This is a genomic window from Streptomyces sp. AK08-02, assembly GCF_033795085.1.
In the GTDB taxonomy this organism is placed as follows: domain Bacteria; phylum Actinomycetota; class Actinomycetes; order Streptomycetales; family Streptomycetaceae; genus Streptomyces; species Streptomyces echiniscabiei.
Genome location: NZ_JARAZV010000016.1, coordinates 249,657 through 264,008, shown reverse-complemented (window position 1 = coordinate 264,008; position 14,352 = coordinate 249,657). Strand labels below are relative to the sequence as shown.

The window sequence follows — 14,352 nt, the reverse complement described above, 5'->3', positions numbered from 1 at the left end:
TCACGCCTTCTCTGAACTCAGCGGTGTGGCCTTGTCATTGCCTGACCTTCCGCTTCCAGAGTTCCCGAGCCCACTGCTCTCCGGCTTTCCGCGGGCTTTCCTTCTTCGCTTCCCAGCCGACGACCAGCGGTGCCGTGCCCGTGCAGGCGCGATGCCACTCGATCAAGCGTCGTTCCAACAGCAGGGCGTCTGCGTGGTCCGGGGTCGTGACCCATTGCACCGTTGCGTTGTAGATCTTCAGCATGTGAATGACAGTCACCTCCCACTGCTCATCGGGCTCGTGGCCCGCTATCCACCACTTCTCATCGCCCACTCTCTTGGCCAGGGATGCGGCCGATCCGACGTAAAGCACCCTGCCGTCAGTCGACCAGACGTAGACGCCGGGAAGCTCCGAGAGAGGATTCGTGATGAAGGCGGACTCCGAGCCGAAGTGTTCCGCCACCGCAGGCAGCAGCTCGTCGACCGTTAGGACCTGAACACTGATCGTTGCTGTCATGGCCGACACACTATGGCTGCCTACTGACATCGATGTTCGGATCGCGGCGAGGCAGGTGGGCGGGCGGGAGCCTGGTCGGTTGGGGCACCGGTCATGGGGATTCCAAGGTCAACCGTGGTGCGATCGTGGCGACGGCGGTCGACCTGGGCGAGTTTGTCTTCGGCACCGGCGAGGCTGACCCGCAGCCCTTCGACCTCGCCGAGCCATCCTTCGCGTTCGGCCTCGGCGACGCGGGCGAGGAGGTTGTCTCGGATCTCGACGAGCCGGTCACGCTGAGCGGGGTCGGGCCAGAGCATCGGGCAGCGGACGCAGGCGTGTTCGTGGATGCAGGGGGTGCCGAAAGCGCGGCCGCATGCACCGATGGAGACCTTGCGCCGCTCGAAGTGGCCGAGGAATTCCTGCCATTCATCGTCAGTGGGGACGCGGTATTCCTCGCTTGGGCGAAGGGACCGGCGGCGGGCGAGGAAGGCCATGTGCGCTTGGATCGCCTCCTCGGGGTAGACGGCTAATGGTGGAGTTGGGTATTGGAACTGTCCGAATGCCTCAGCCATTGCGGACCCATGAGGTGAACTCGTCGGCGAGGCCGGGCGGGTTGGCGGCCTCGGTCTGCCGGGCGATCGCCTCGTAGTACTCCAGCTCGTGGACGATCACCGGCACGGTTCGGCCGACAGATCTTTCGATGACGCCGGTCGTGTGGAGGGTTCGGGCGAGCTGGCAGCAGGTCTGGTTGAAGCGGGCCTCGATCTGCGCGGCGAGTGGCCCGATGACTGAATCCCAGTCGGCGAGGTCGGTCGGCTCGTCGTACCAAAGTCCGAGTTCGGTGATCCACTCCTGGCGAGCTGTGGCCCCGGCGGGGTCGCTGGTCAGGTCGCCGACCACAGTCAGCTCGTTCTGGATCCAGAAAGCATAGTTCCAGCGGGCTTCTGCCTGGTCAGAGGCGTCCTGGATGCTGCGTCGGGCCTGCGTTTCAGTGTTGTAGCCGATCGTCAAGGTCGGCTGACGAGGGTCGTCGTCCTCGTTGTCGATGAGGAAGGAGACAGCGTAGATGTCGCCGGCGTCGGCGGCCGGGATGGCTGCGAGGGCCCTCACGACGAGATGCTGGAGGTGATCGTTGAACGTCATGGTCGGCGGGGTCCTGTCGGTCAGGGTCATGAGTCCCACTGGTCGCAGTACTCGATGTGGATCTCGCGCGCGTCGCCGAGAATGCCGTCGTTGGAGTGGAGCTCGGTGCAGAAGTGCGGGTAGCTCGGATGGACGGGGACGTATCCGGGGCCTTTTCGGGCGACGTCGAAGAAGTGCCGGGCGGTGTCCCTGAACACCTTCGCGCTGCCGGTCATGAACAGAGTCTCGGCGTGGAGGTGCTGGTGGAAAAGATCCCGGTTCTCCTGGTAGTGCCGTGCCTCGTGATCAATCACGGCTTCGTCGGTGTGTCCTGGGCCGGGCAGCGTCACGGTCTGCGGCCGCCCTGGGCCGAGCCGTCCTCGTATTTCCTTCCAGCGTGAGGGTGCGAACTGGAGCGAGTGGTGCAGCAGCACGAGATCAAGCTGCCGTGTGCCGTCTTCTGGCAGCTCGCGGGAGGGGCCACGGTTCCCCCGCATCGGCAGGTGGACCAGCGAGCGCGGTGAAGAGGCGGCGAGCTTCCATAGCCCACCGATTCGCTGGGCGGCGTCCTGATCGAGGTAGGTGTCCAGGTGCCGATCGTGGTCAATGAGCACTGCGTGGACCAGGGGCCGGGCGGGTCGGATGACCTTGAACTCCGTGGATCCGAGCCGTGCTTGGTGGATGGTGATGGGCAGTTTCATTGGTTCTCCGGGACACGGCTGCTGACATCGGCGGCGTAAGAGGCCCAGTCGCCGGCTGATGCCTTCTGCCATTGGACGGCGACTTGGATGTGGACGCCGAGTACCCGGGCGAGGATGGCGGCGGGCAGTTCGGCGGCGAGGGTGAACAGTGCGGTGGAGCGATCCTGCCGGGGGCGGATCCCGATCTTGTGGAGACGTTGGCCGATCCGGTCATCGCCGAGGGGGTGTCCTGGGCGGCCGCCGGGAAACAACCAGGGGACGTCGTCGGGGGTTCCGATCTTGGCTTTGCCTCGGCGGGTCGCGACGAGTTCGCGGACGAGTGCGGCCAGCGGCTCGGGCAGGACGACTGGCGAGGTGCCGAACGTGATCGCGACGGTGTCGTTGTCGAGGTGGACGTCGTCGACAGTGAGCCGGCTGATGGTGGCGATCTTCTGCGCGTAGAGGACCAGCAGCAGTCCGGCGACGCGGTCCGGGGTGGGCAGGGCGTCGTCGTGGAGGAGCCGTCGGGCATCTGACCAGCGTTTCTCGCTGTCGATGGTGCTGAGGGGGCCCGTCCAGCGGGTGGTGCCGTAGGTGAGGCCGCGGGCGTGGTGGTGCTGTACTGACCAGCGGACGAAGTGGCCGGTCTCGTCCCGGTAGCTGGCATCGGCGTCTGAGGTCCATCGCTCCAGGTCAGGCTGGGTGCAGTCGCTGAGCGTCAGGCCGTTGCCGGTCAGCCAGTCGAGGAAGTTGGCCGCTGCGGTGACGTGGCAGCGGACGTTCAGGGCTTGGAGATGGGTGGTGTGTTCCTTGCCGAGGCGTCGTCGAAGCCGCCGCAGGTGATGCCAGCTTGCGTATCCGTGCAGGATCCGGCGTTCGGTGGGGTCGGTGCGGGCATGAACTGCCACGGTGATCCAGCTCTCCAGCGCGACGAGGCGTTCGTCGCGGGCCGGCAGTGCTCCGATGGCGACCATGACGCTGCGGAGATGCGCGAGAACCTTGCTCGCGGGCAGCTCGTCGAGCGTTTCGTGCGTGACGGGTCGTTCGTCGCGGCCGATCTGCTGGAGCAGGATGCTGACCTTCGAGCCCGAGAGCCAGAACATGGTGCTGGTGGGGCGTTCGGCTCCGGACAGTGCCTCGTAGAGGGCGACGAGGTCCTGCCGGACTGTGCCGGTGTTGCCGCCAAGGAGGTCGCGTACCAACTGGTCGAGCGTGCATCGCTGGCAGGGGCGGGTGCTGAGCTGCCATGTGGTGCGGCAGACCGGGCAGCGGCCCCAGAAGTCCGGATCCGGGTTGGTGCACTTCGCGCACAAAGGCGCGTCCCAGGTGCCGCCGCGGACGTGGTCGACGGTGCCGCAGCTGCTGCATGGTGTCCACCGCAGCTGGCACCGGTTGCACCAGGGTTCGTCCGTGACCCGGGAAATCTCACAGACCGCTGTCCGTCCGCAGATGCCGCACCGGGTGGCGGTTCTTGGCCGGCAGTTGGCGCAACGGGGTCCGTCGGGAAGGCGGACGGCGACTTTCTGTCGGCGCCCGCAGCCGCAGCATTCCTCCAGGTTGACGGGGTCGCTGACGAGGCAGTTGGGGCAGAGCGGGTGCCCTTCGCCATCCCGGGTGGCGGGTTCGCGGATGGCTCCGCAGCGGATACAGGGCACGGCCGAGTTGCGGGCGAAGCAGTTGCGGCAGACCCGTTTGCCGTCCAGCAGCTTCGACAGTGCCTTGACCTCCTGGCAGCGGAAGCAGGCCGGGTTGACCACCGTCGTGGCCCCGGCTTGGACGAGTTCGCTGATGAACCTCAGGACGGCGGGGGTCGGGGCGTCGTAGCCGGCGCCGGTCAGCAGGTCGGGCTGGGCGATGACTGCCCAGGCCAGGCGGCGCTGGCCAGCCGTTCGGACGGTGGCGCGTTCGAGGGCTGATCGAACAGTGTCGGCGGTCAACACGGGATCGACGGCGGTGACGAGTCTGGTGAGTTCGGCGAGTGGATCGCCGTTCATGTCCGGGCACTTCGCGCAACGAGGGTCGCCGTGGCGGTCCCGGCTGACGACACGCCGCTGCCGGCGGCAGCCCGCGCAGACGGCCGGCTTGTCGAAGCAGGGCGAGCATCCCCACCGGCCGCCGGTGCGGCTGCCCACGTAGGGGCGTCCGCGGCCGCACTCACCACAGCGGGGAAGCGCGATGTCCTGGGCTCCGGCTTCACGAAGAGCTATCAGCAACCGCGCGACGCAGAAAGGGGCCGGAGGCCGTCCGGTCCGCAGCAGCGACGGATCGTCATGCAGGGCCTGGGCGAGGCGCCGACGACCGGCTCGTTCACGCATCACCGTGCAGACGATCTCGCGAACGCGGTCGGCATCCAGGTGACGCTCGACGTTCCCGACCAGCCGCACGACCACGCCGACCGGGTCGGCCAGAACCTCCTCCGCGTACCCGTTCAACGGTCCACCGGTGCGATCCGGGCCCGCTTGGGCCGCAGGTCACCGACTCCGTCGGCGGCGGGCGCCCCGCCTGCCGCCGCCTTCTTCGGCTTCTTCACGGCGCCGGCCGTTGCGATCGGCTCGATGAGGTCGTCCATCGTGCAGTCCAGGATGTCCAGCAAGGCCATGAGGATCTTCAAGCTGAGCCGCTCGGGCCGATCCACGACGAGCCGGTAGACCTGGCTGGAGGACAGTGTGATGCCGCGTTCCTCCAGCGGAGCGATCAGGTCGGTCGTGGAGAACATCCCGCGGTCCGCCATGATCTTGCGCAGGTGCCACTGGTAGTCGAGCTTGGCGGCCATCGTCGGGTCCTTCCTCGTCACGTTCCGGCGAACGCCGGGGCAAGTGCCTTGCTCAGGGCAGTGTTCATGAAGTCGTCGCTGACGTGGGTGTAGATGGCGGTGGAGCTGTCACACTCGTGGCCGACTTGCTGCTGGATGAACCGACGGTCAACCCCGTCCTCGGTCAGATGCGTGACGTACGAGTGGCGAATTGAGTGGGGGACGAGCTCCTTCGGGAGCTTCAACGCGTCCCGGTAGGCCACGAATCGGGCGTTGATCTCGGAGGGCTTGACTCGTCCTCCCCGCTCAGTCACCCACAACGCCGGGTGGTCCTCACAGCCGAACCGCGGCCGCACGTTCTCCACATAGTCCTGGACCGCGTCCACCGCCCAGTCCATCACCGACAGCACGTTCCGGCGCCGTGGCGGCTGGCCCTTCTTCGCCTTGCCGTAGCGGACGTTGAGCGTGCCGTACCGGCCGAACTGTCGCGCCTTCGCGTTGCGGCCGAAGTCGACGACATCCAGCTTCGAAGTCTCCGTCCGACGCAGACCCCACCCGTAGATGACCTTGAACAGTGTGGCGTCGCGGTAGGCAGCAAGGGCGCCCTTGCGCTTGGACTTCACCGCGCGTTCGACCTGATCGTCGGCGTAGTCGAGAAACCGCTGCAGCTCTTCCCGGGTGAACGGCCTGGCCTCCGGGTCGCCCTCGTAGTCGTTGAGATGGGCGATGGTGTTCCACTCGTGGCAGATCGCCACTGGATGGGTGCCGAAGGCGTCCTCGCAGGCCGGCCCCCAGCCGTAGCGGCCGTCGACGAGGAACTCTGTGAACTGCCGAACGTCGCCTTGGTAGCTTCGGATCGTGGAAGGTGCCAGGTGCTTCTCGCCCGTCAGCGAGGCCGACCACTCGTCCATGTGGCCCGGCAGCCACGACCACGGGTACTCGTTGGTGAATTCATGGAAGCGCCGGATCAGCCGTTCCCGCCCGGCGATCGTGCCTTCCTTCAACCCCCGGGACATCTGCTGGGCCCGCCAGCCCCGCAGCATCGCATCGACCATCGCGTCCTCCGGACGCAGCTGGATCACCCCGGAGACAAGCTCCAGACGAGCTGCACCGGCCAGGGCCACCCTTCGCTCTTGCACCACTCCAGACCATCCCTTCTGGAGGGCAAATCCTGCATCAGATGGGTTCCATCTGGCAAACTTCCTGATCAGGAGGCCGCTTCGTAGTAGCGTTGGAGTCCATCAGGCCCTCGCCCCGAGCTGGCGACCTGCGACTTCTCGCCCGTCTGATGCAATTCCCGAGCCTTCTTGTAGCCGAGAGTCACGTTGATGTCCTGGTGGCCTGCGATCACCTGGGCGATGTGCGGCGGTAGCCCGTTGAGGATGGCATCGGTGATGAACAGCCGTCGGAAGTCGTGTGGTGTGTAGCGGAGTGGTTCGCCGGTGGCGTCGGTCAGTCCGGTGTCGATGAGGGCCTGGTCCAGCATGGTGCGGACGGTTTCGTCGGTGAACGCGCGGTCCTCGCCGCAGATGCGCCGTTGGAACAGCAGTGGGGCGGGCTCCTGCCACTTGCATTCGCCGCGGTCGTAGGAGCGGACCCGGGGAACGGCGCCGGTAGTGTCCCGGACTCGGCAGATGATCGCGCTGAGAACGTCGGCGAGCTCGGGGCTGACCAGCAGGAGCCGCTCGGTGTCCGTCTTGGACGGAACGATCTGCAGAAGAGGGACGAGTTCACCGGTGGTGGGCAGCCGGTATTGGACCAGGCTGTGGTGGCTGAGTTCCAACAGTTCCTCGATGCGAATGCCGGTGGCCCGCAGGACCTCGACTACGGCCCAGGTCCAGAAGGCGCGCTCGTCCTCGAGTCCCAGATCGCGGCGCCTTCCGGCGTGTGGGTCCTCTGCCCAGATACGGCCGGCCGTTCCATGCGGAACCACGGCGCGTACGAGTTGCTGACCGGCTGCGGTGAACACCTCGCCGGGATCGGCATGCCGGGCTGCTTCCAGTACCGCGGCGGCGTCCCTGCGGCGCTGGTCGACCGAGCGCACGAGGATGGGCAGGACCGGCAGGCGCTCGCGGGTACGGGCGTCCATCCTGGCCTTGCGCCGTCGTTGTACTTTGCGGTTCTCCAACTCGTCGGCCCTCACCGGGCTCGGTGCCACCCAAGGGCCCCAGCGGCCGGGGTCTTCCAGGGCCCACTGGGCGAGATCGAGGTAGAAGGCCCGCACCTGGGTGAGCGTGTCCCGTTGGTTGAGCCGCTCGACCTTGGTGCTCGTGCGGCGGCCATCGGGGGTGGTGACGGTCTTGTCCTTGGTGCGGATCCTCTGCTTCCACTGCCCGATGACGTCCGGGGCGAGGCGGAGGCTGTCGGCGTCGGGGTGGTGGTGCTCGATGTCCTGCCAGAAGCGTTTGCCCAGGTGGTAGGAGAGGGACTTCAAGCTGTTGTAGTCCAGCGCGGGCTGACGTTCACGGAGATAGTCCACCAGCAGGTCACGGACAGCATGGCAGCGCAGGCCGTAGCGGTCGATCAGCTCCTCCGGGGTCCGTTGTCCCAGGTAGCGGACCTCGCGCAGATTCCGCGGGGCATCCTCTCCGAAGGCTCCGAACTGGTGAAGCAGGCGGTAGAACACCTCAGTCCCCACCATCGCCCGCTTGAGCACCACGGCTTGGGTCTCAAGAAGTTCCAGGACGTCGCCGACGGTGATGTCGGCGATCGTGCCGCCCTTCGCCGCGAGAATGAGGGCGCTGCGGCAGAGCGTTGTAGTGACGGCGCCCGGCCGCACGCCCTGGGCTTGGGCGCCCAGCTCTCGCAGGCGCTCGAATCCGTCTGGGTCTCGGCTGTGTGCCATGGAGCGGACCAGCACTCCTTGGCGGCTGGCCCCGGCGGCCAGCCAGTCCACCGAAGGCCGCAGCAGCTCAGCACTGATCACCGTCGTCAGGGCCCGGCCCACCACCGGCATACGCCAGGCTGCTTTCAGGCCGCGTTCGTGAAGCCATTGCTTGATCACCGGCCGCCAGGCGGCACCGGCCTGCTCGATGCCGCTGGCGTTCCACCGCTCCTGCCAGGTCTGCCCGGGCTGATCTTCCAGCCAGTCCAGCACCATGCCGATGCCGTGCTTGTGGTGCAGTTCGCTGCCGGCGTTCTCCAGCGTGTAGGGCGGACGGGACAGCAAACGGGCCGTCTCGGTGCGGGAGCGCTCGGTGCCCGGCCAGTTGTTGGGAACACTGCGGGCGGGGAAGCGCTGCCGGGCGACCATCGCGCGGGTGAGTTGAGGCTCCAGTCCAGCAGCCGGTGTGCGGCGGCTGGCGCTCGGCGACGAGGTGATGGTCATCGGGCACCGGTTCCGAACAGCACATCGAGACTTTCCGGCCGGTAGTCGGCTGCCGGAGGTGGAGCGATGCGGGCGGCTGCCTGCCGTGTCTGCTCAGCATGGTGGGCCAGCAGCCGCCTGATCACCACCTCCTTGCGAGGCGTGAGGTAAAGCTGTGTCGTGGTCAACTGCGCGTGACCGAGGACGAATTGGACATCGGTGAGGGGGAGGCTCGGGTCCTCGGCCATCCGGTAGGCGGCGGTGTGCCGCAGCGCGTGCAGCGTCGCGGACGTCCCCGCTTGGGCGTTCGCCCGCTCGAACATGCGATGAACCGCGTGGTAGGTCAGCGGCCTCGACGGGGAACGCAGGGTCCACCACAGCGGCAGGCGTCGCCCACGCGGGATCGTGTCGTCCACCTCCAGCTGGTAAAGCCGCAGCCAGACGAACGCATCGGTTGAGGCAGGTAGTTCTTGGACCTCGCCGGTGCCCTTGCGGATCACCGAGATCAGCTGACGCCCCGGATCGGCGCCGGCCTGCCATGTGCTGAGCAGTTCGCTGGCACGCGCGCCGGTGGAGACGTAGAAAGCGACCAGGGCCCGGTCGCGGTGCGACGGGAGCCGGGCGAAGATCTCGTTGAACTCCTCGTCGGGGACGCTGCGGGGCACTCGCTTGGGCACTCTCGGTCGGTAGAGCCCGGTGCGCTCGTTGCGGGGTGGGTCCATCGGGTTGTGGTGGGCGTGGGCCCGCCGGCCGCGACGTGCTCGGTCCAGCGGGAACGGGTTGAGGACCGGTCCGGTGCCGATGTCGCGGTGGAAGTCGTAGAAACTCCTCAGCACTGTCTCACTGTGCGCTCGCACCGACGGTGCGTACGGCTTGCCACCCGGCGCCCATCGGCCCGCCTCGGTCGGGCGTCGCCAGTGCGGGCGCCTCGGCTGGCCGGCGACTTGAAGCCAGCGGGAGAAGTCCCTCGCCTCGAGCCGGCTCGCTCGGGCCCACGGCACCTCGACAGCCCAGAGGAAGCGGAACCAGCGCAGCAGGTCCATCCCGTAGGAACGGGCCGTCGCCGCCGAGCGACCAGCTCCTTGCAAGTCCCGCAGGAATGCGCGCGCTCCTTCAACCGGATCCCCGGCGGGGTCGATGAGCCTATAGGGATCCCACGGATCATCCATGGCCACCAGTTCCCCGACCAGAGGGACAGACAGGGCCGCCAGGTCTCGCGATGCCTCCATGGCCGAATCAACGACGCTTCCGCCATCAGGTCACTGACCTGCGGAAACTCCGCTACTAGTTCAGTCAACAGGTCTGCGTCAGTACCACGCTTGTATTCCACGATCGCGGGCGCGTTGTTCTCGTCAATGCCCAGCGAATCGATGCGCCCGCCATGGACGGGGCCAGTGCTGTACTCGCTCGCCAGGAACCGCACCCCGAGCATGGTCTCCATGTTCGCCTCGATGAGGTCCTGCACATCGGCCTCTTCCTCGGCCAGACGCGGCATTACCTCGGTCACGCCGTCCTTCGTCGTGTGGAACAGCTTCAGGCCCGACACCTTCCCCTCCTCGGCTCGGAGATCACAAACGCCGAGCGGGGCTGGATTGTTTCCACGAAGGGCTTCGGTCCTGTGGAGATGGCGTGAGAAGCTACGTACGGCTTATCCGGGCGCTTGCGTCCCCCCGCCGCCAGGGATCTACGGTTCCCCCATGTGTCCCCCGCGTTGCCGGGGACGGCGCTAGAAGGTCGGGTTTACGCAGGTCAGGGCCCATGGTCGGGTGGATACTCACACAGCGGAGCACTACCAGGGACAGTCGCGCCATCAAATGCATGGGAACCCGTCACCGGTGACGGCGCGTGGAGCGGGCACGGAGAACGAGGTCCCCTGCCAGTGCAGGCGCTTCCCTTGCCGCGCGCGCAGTCTTCGCTTCCGGCTGCGCTGTCGTACGCGGGTCTTCCTGACCACATCCGCCTTCCCATGCGGAGCTACAGCCCATGGGTCAGCACAGAACCAGCACGGGAGGGGTGATGAGGGGTGAAGAGGGGTGCTCGCAGGTCAGCACCAAGTCAGCACGGGAACAGAAAAGGGGCCTGCCCTTGAGAAGACAGACCCCATCTCACCTGCAGGTTTGCAAGATCAGTTAAGCCATGCTAAGTGACCCGCTACACGTTGAACCGGAACTCGACAACGTCCCCGTCCTGCATCACGTACTCCTTGCCCTCCATACGGGCCTTGCCCTTGGCGCGGGCCTCGGCGACCGAGCCCGTTTCCACCAGGTCGTCGAAGGAGATGACCTCCGCCTTGATGAAGCCCTTCTGGAAGTCGGTGTGGATGACTCCGGCGGCCTCGGGGGCGGTGGCGCCCTTCTTGATGGTCCAGGCGCGGGATTCCTTCGGGCCGGCCGTCAGATAGGTCTGCAGGCCCAGGGTGTCGAAGCCGACGCGGGCCAGGGTCGCCATGCCGGGCTCCTCGACGCCGACCGACTCCAGGAGCTCCATGGCCTCCGCCTCGTCGAGCTCGGCGAGGTCCGCCTCCAGCTTGGCGTTGAGGAAGATCGCCTCGGCGGGGGCGACCAGGGCGCGCTGCTCGGCCTTGAAAGCCTCGTCGACCAGTTCGTCCTCGTCGACGTTGAAGACGTAGAGGAAGGGCTTGGTGGTGAGGAGGTGCAGGTCGTGGAGGAGTTCCTCGTTGCCGGAGCCCTGGACGATGCCCTGCGAGAAGAGCGTGTCGCCCTTCTCCAGGATCTCCTTCGCCGCCTCGACCGCGGCGACCTTCGGTCCGATGTCCTTCTTGATGCGCGACTCCCGCTGGAGGCGCGGCAGGACCTTCTCGATCGTCTGGAGGTCCGCGAGGATCAGCTCGGTGTTGATCGTCTCGATGTCGTCCTTCGGCGAGACCTTGCCGTCGACGTGTACGACGTTCTCGTCCTGGAAGGCGCGGATGACCTGGCAGATCGCGTCCGACTCGCGGATGTTCGCGAGGAACTTGTTGCCCAGACCCTCGCCCTCCGAGGCGCCCTTCACGATGCCCGCGATGTCGACGAAGTCGACGGTCGCCGGAAGGATCTTCTGGGAGGAGAAGATCTCGGCCAGTTTCGTCAGGCGCGCGTCCGGGACGCCGACCACGCCGACGTTCGGTTCGATCGTGGCGAACGGGTAGTTGGCCGCCAGCACGTCGTTCTTGGTCAGGGCGTTGAACATGGTCGACTTGCCGACATTCGGCAGACCGACGATTCCGATCGTGAGCGACACGTTGCGACTTCCCGTACGAGAGGAGGGTGAGGAGGGTGGAGACGATCCCTCAGTCTACGGGCTGACGCACCCCCCACCCGGCGCCGTATCGAACGCTTGGACAAGGTCTGTCCGAGACTCTCCGTGTCGGCGTGTCTGAGGGGCTGTTCCGTGTACGGGCCGACCTAGGTTGGTCCAGTGGAGCAACACAGGATCCGACACCGTCCCCCGCACTCCGGCCCCGCCCGGCCCGGCCCCGGCGCCTCGGCGGCCCCGCGCGGCGGTCGTGTCGGCGGGCAGGCGGCGGCCGGATCCCGGCGTCCGCCGGACACCGCGCGGTGCTCCGCCCCGCCGGTCGTGCGGGCCCTGCGCCGGATGCCCGACCCCCGGCTCACCGGGCTCGGCGGCGGGCTGTTCTGTACCGCGGTGATGTTCGCGCTCGGCTGTCTCGACCAGTTGCTGTTCGGGGCGTCCCTGACGGCGTACGGAGTGCTGTTCCTGCCGGTGTGCGCGCTGACCGCGGCCTGGGTACGGGGCGCCGACCTGGTGCTCGCGCCGGTCGTCGTCCCCATCGCCTTCACCGTGGGCCTGCTGCCCGTGGCCGACGGCGACGGCGGGCTCTTCTCCCACCTCATGGGCATCGTCACCGCGCTCGCCACCGAGGCCGGCTGGCTGTACGGGGGGACGCTCGTCGCGGGTGTCATCGCGACCGTTCGGAAGATCCGCCTGATGAACCGGCGACCGGGACGGACGCCCCGTACGCCGGTGTGAGTCGCCCCCCTCGGTTCCCTGGCCTGCCGGGGACCAAGAGGGGCCAAAACTCTCGCTTAAGACTCCTTGGCCGCCCGCATCGCCGCGCCCACGATCCCGGCGTTGTTCTGCAGCTCGGCGGGGACGATCTCCGCCCTGATGCCCTCGATCAGCGGCAGGAATTTCTGCGACTTGCGGCTGACGCCGCCGCCGATGATGAAGAGCTCGGGTGAGAACAGCATCTCCACATGGGCCAGGTACTTCTGGACGCGGTGGGCCCAGTGCTCCCAGGTCAGTTCGTTGTCGTCCTTGGCCTTGGTGGACGCCCGGGTCTCCGCGTCGTGGCCGTGCAGTTCGAGGTGGCCCAGTTCCGTGTTCGGGACCAGGACGCCCTCGACGAAGAGGGCGCTGCCGATGCCCGTGCCGAAGGTGAGGAGGGCGACCGTGCCTCTGCGGTCGCGGCCCGCGCCGAACTGCATCTCGGCGACGCCCGCCGCGTCCGCGTCGTTGAGCACCGTCACCGGGAGGCCGCCCAGGCGGTCGCTCAGCAACGCGCGCGCGTCCGTGTCGATCCAGTTCTTGTCGACGTTCGCCGCCGTACGGATCGTCGAGCCGCCCGTGACCACACCCGGGAACGTGATCCCGACCGGGCCCGTCCACCCGAAGTGGTCGACGACCTCCTTCACGCCGTCCGCCACCGCGTCGGGGGTGGCCGGGTGCGGGGTCAGCACCTTGAAGCGCTCCTCCGCGAGGTCGCCCCTGTCCAGGTCCACAGGGGCGCCCTTGATCCCTGACCCACCGATGTCCACGCCGAAGATGTGCATGGCTCTACGTTACGGCGTGGGACTGACAGTCACTCACCCGAGGGGGTGATCACGGCAGCGGGGGCCTCGCCCTTGCGCTGGGCGACCAGGGCCGCCGCCTCCGCGCGCAGGTCGCGGCGCAGCTCCTTCGGCAGCGAGAACGTGATGGACTCCTCGGCCGCCTTGACGAGCTCCACGTCCTCGAAGCCGCGCTGCGACAGCCACTCCAGGACCTGCTCGACGAGGATCTCGGGAACCGACGCGCCCGAGGTGACGCCGACCGTCGACACGCCGTCCAGCCAGGCCTCGTCGATCTCGTCGGCGAAGTCCACGAGGTACGCCTCGCGGGAGCCGGCGAGCTTCGCGACCTCGACCAGCCGGACCGAGTTCGAGGAGTTCTTGGAGCCGACGACGATCACCAGTTCCGCCTCCTCGCCCATCTGCTTCACCGCGAGCTGGCGGTTCTGGGTGGCGTAGCAGATGTCGTCGCTGGGCGGGGAGATGAGCTGTGGGAACTTCTCCTTGAGGGCGTCGACGGTCTCCATCGTCTCGTCCACGGAGAGAGTTGTCTGGGACAGCCAGACGACCCTCGACGGGTCGCGGACCTCGACCTTGGCGACGTCCTTCGGTCCGTCGACCAGCGTGATGTGGTCGGGGGCCTCGCCGGAGGTGCCGATGACCTCCTCGTGGCCCTCGTGCCCGATCAGGAGGATGTCGTAGTCCTCGCTCGCGAAGCGGACGGCTTCCTTGTGGACCTTGGTGACGAGGGGGCAGGTCGCGTCGATGGTCGCGAGCCTGCCGGCGGCGGCCTCGTCGTGGACGACGGGGGCGACACCGTGCGCGGAGAACATGACGATGGACCCCTCGGGGACCTCCGCGGTCCGCTCGACGAAGATCGCGCCCTTCTTCTCGAGGGTCTGTACGACGTATTTGTTGTGCACGATCTCGTGCCGGACGTAGATGGGGGCCCCGTACTGTTCGAGGGCCTTCTCGACGGCGATCACGGCGCGGTCCACGCCGGCGCAGTAGCCCCGGGGGGCGGCGAGCAGGACACGGCGGCCAGGCGAAGCGGTCATGTGAACCATCGTAAGGCCGCGCTCCGCGCGGCAACGATCGTGCACCTGGGGGCTACGCCCCCGGACCCCCTTTCGCGCTGGACGCGCTCGCCCTCAATCGCCGGACGGGCTGCCGGGGCGGGCCCGCGCTGAATGGAAAAGGAGCCTGCCCGGCGATGTCAGTGGTCG

Annotated in this window: 13 protein-coding genes and 2 pseudogenes; 2 read left to right on the top strand and 13 right to left on the bottom strand. The window is 67.5% G+C overall.

Going from position 1 to position 14,352, the window contains the following annotated elements; all coding sequences use genetic code 11:
- Positions 1-34 precede the first annotated feature (34 nt).
- Positions 35-496, bottom strand: a complete 462-nt coding sequence (locus tag PV734_RS32175; RefSeq protein ID WP_319293156.1) for a hypothetical protein — start codon at positions 494-496, stop codon at positions 35-37.
- Between the two features lie 125 nt (positions 497-621).
- On the opposite strand from PV734_RS32175, the gene PV734_RS32170 reads away from it, so the two are divergent.
- Entirely contained in the window at positions 622-1,005 is a 384-nt protein-coding gene (locus tag PV734_RS32170; RefSeq protein ID WP_319293155.1) for a hypothetical protein, read from the top strand.
- Between the two features lie 34 nt (positions 1,006-1,039).
- Here PV734_RS32170 and PV734_RS32165 read toward each other — a convergent pair whose 3' ends face one another.
- From PV734_RS32165 to ychF, 10 genes and pseudogenes are all read right to left on the bottom strand, one after another.
- Positions 1,040-1,648: a hypothetical protein gene (locus tag PV734_RS32165; RefSeq protein ID WP_319124076.1), complete on the bottom strand. Its 609-nt coding sequence runs from the start codon at positions 1,646-1,648 to the stop codon at positions 1,040-1,042.
- Positions 1,645-2,298, bottom strand: coding sequence for a hypothetical protein (locus PV734_RS32160; protein WP_319124075.1), 654 nt, complete (start codon positions 2,296-2,298; stop codon positions 1,645-1,647). Before PV734_RS32160 ends, PV734_RS32165 begins: the two co-directional genes overlap by 4 nt.
- Entirely contained in the window at positions 2,295-4,709 is a 2,415-nt protein-coding gene (locus PV734_RS32155) for a site-specific integrase (protein ID WP_319124074.1), read from the bottom strand. Before PV734_RS32155 ends, PV734_RS32160 begins: the two co-directional genes overlap by 4 nt.
- Positions 4,706-5,050 carry a helix-turn-helix transcriptional regulator gene (locus PV734_RS32150; protein WP_319124073.1) on the bottom strand — a complete coding sequence of 115 codons (345 nt, stop codon included), beginning with the start codon at positions 5,048-5,050 and terminating at the stop codon, positions 4,706-4,708. The genes PV734_RS32155 and PV734_RS32150 overlap by 4 nt, the downstream gene beginning before the upstream one ends.
- 17 nt (positions 5,051-5,067) lie before the next feature.
- The gene (locus PV734_RS32145) at positions 5,068-6,168 is read right to left on the bottom strand and encodes a tyrosine-type recombinase/integrase (RefSeq protein ID WP_319124072.1); all 1,101 of its coding nucleotides are present in this window, start codon (positions 6,166-6,168) and stop codon (positions 5,068-5,070) included.
- Between the two features lie 68 nt (positions 6,169-6,236).
- Positions 6,237-8,357, bottom strand: coding sequence for a site-specific integrase (locus PV734_RS32140; RefSeq protein WP_319293150.1), 2,121 nt, complete (start codon positions 8,355-8,357; stop codon positions 6,237-6,239).
- Positions 8,354-9,193, bottom strand: coding sequence for a site-specific integrase (locus PV734_RS32135; protein ID WP_319293148.1), 840 nt, complete (start codon positions 9,191-9,193; stop codon positions 8,354-8,356). The genes PV734_RS32140 and PV734_RS32135 overlap by 4 nt, the downstream gene beginning before the upstream one ends.
- 84 nt (positions 9,194-9,277) lie before the next feature.
- Positions 9,278-9,505 (bottom strand): annotated as a pseudogene (locus tag PV734_RS45920) (site-specific integrase); the annotation flags it as partial.
- A gap of 119 nt (positions 9,506-9,624) precedes the next feature.
- A pseudogene (locus tag PV734_RS32130) lies at positions 9,625-9,882 on the bottom strand (transporter); the annotation flags it as partial.
- Between the two features lie 605 nt (positions 9,883-10,487).
- A complete protein-coding gene (gene ychF, locus PV734_RS32125) occupies positions 10,488-11,576 on the bottom strand; it encodes a redox-regulated ATPase YchF (protein WP_319293146.1) in 1,089 nt (362 codons plus the stop codon).
- 177 nt (positions 11,577-11,753) lie between these two features.
- On the opposite strand from ychF, the gene PV734_RS32120 reads away from it, so the two are divergent.
- The gene (locus tag PV734_RS32120) at positions 11,754-12,326 is read left to right on the top strand and encodes a DUF6542 domain-containing protein (protein ID WP_319092215.1); all 573 of its coding nucleotides are present in this window, start codon (positions 11,754-11,756) and stop codon (positions 12,324-12,326) included.
- A 56-nt stretch (positions 12,327-12,382) separates the two neighbouring features.
- Here the strand turns inward: PV734_RS32120 and ppgK are convergent, their stop codons facing one another.
- Together ppgK and PV734_RS32110 are read right to left on the bottom strand one after the other, a co-directional pair.
- Positions 12,383-13,129 (bottom strand): polyphosphate--glucose phosphotransferase, encoded by a 747-nt coding sequence (ppgK, locus tag PV734_RS32115; protein WP_319092216.1) that lies wholly within the window; start codon positions 13,127-13,129, stop codon positions 12,383-12,385.
- Between the two features lie 29 nt (positions 13,130-13,158).
- A complete protein-coding gene (locus tag PV734_RS32110) occupies positions 13,159-14,193 on the bottom strand; it encodes a 4-hydroxy-3-methylbut-2-enyl diphosphate reductase (protein ID WP_319092217.1) in 1,035 nt (344 codons plus the stop codon).
- Between the last annotated feature and the right edge of the window lie 159 nt (positions 14,194-14,352).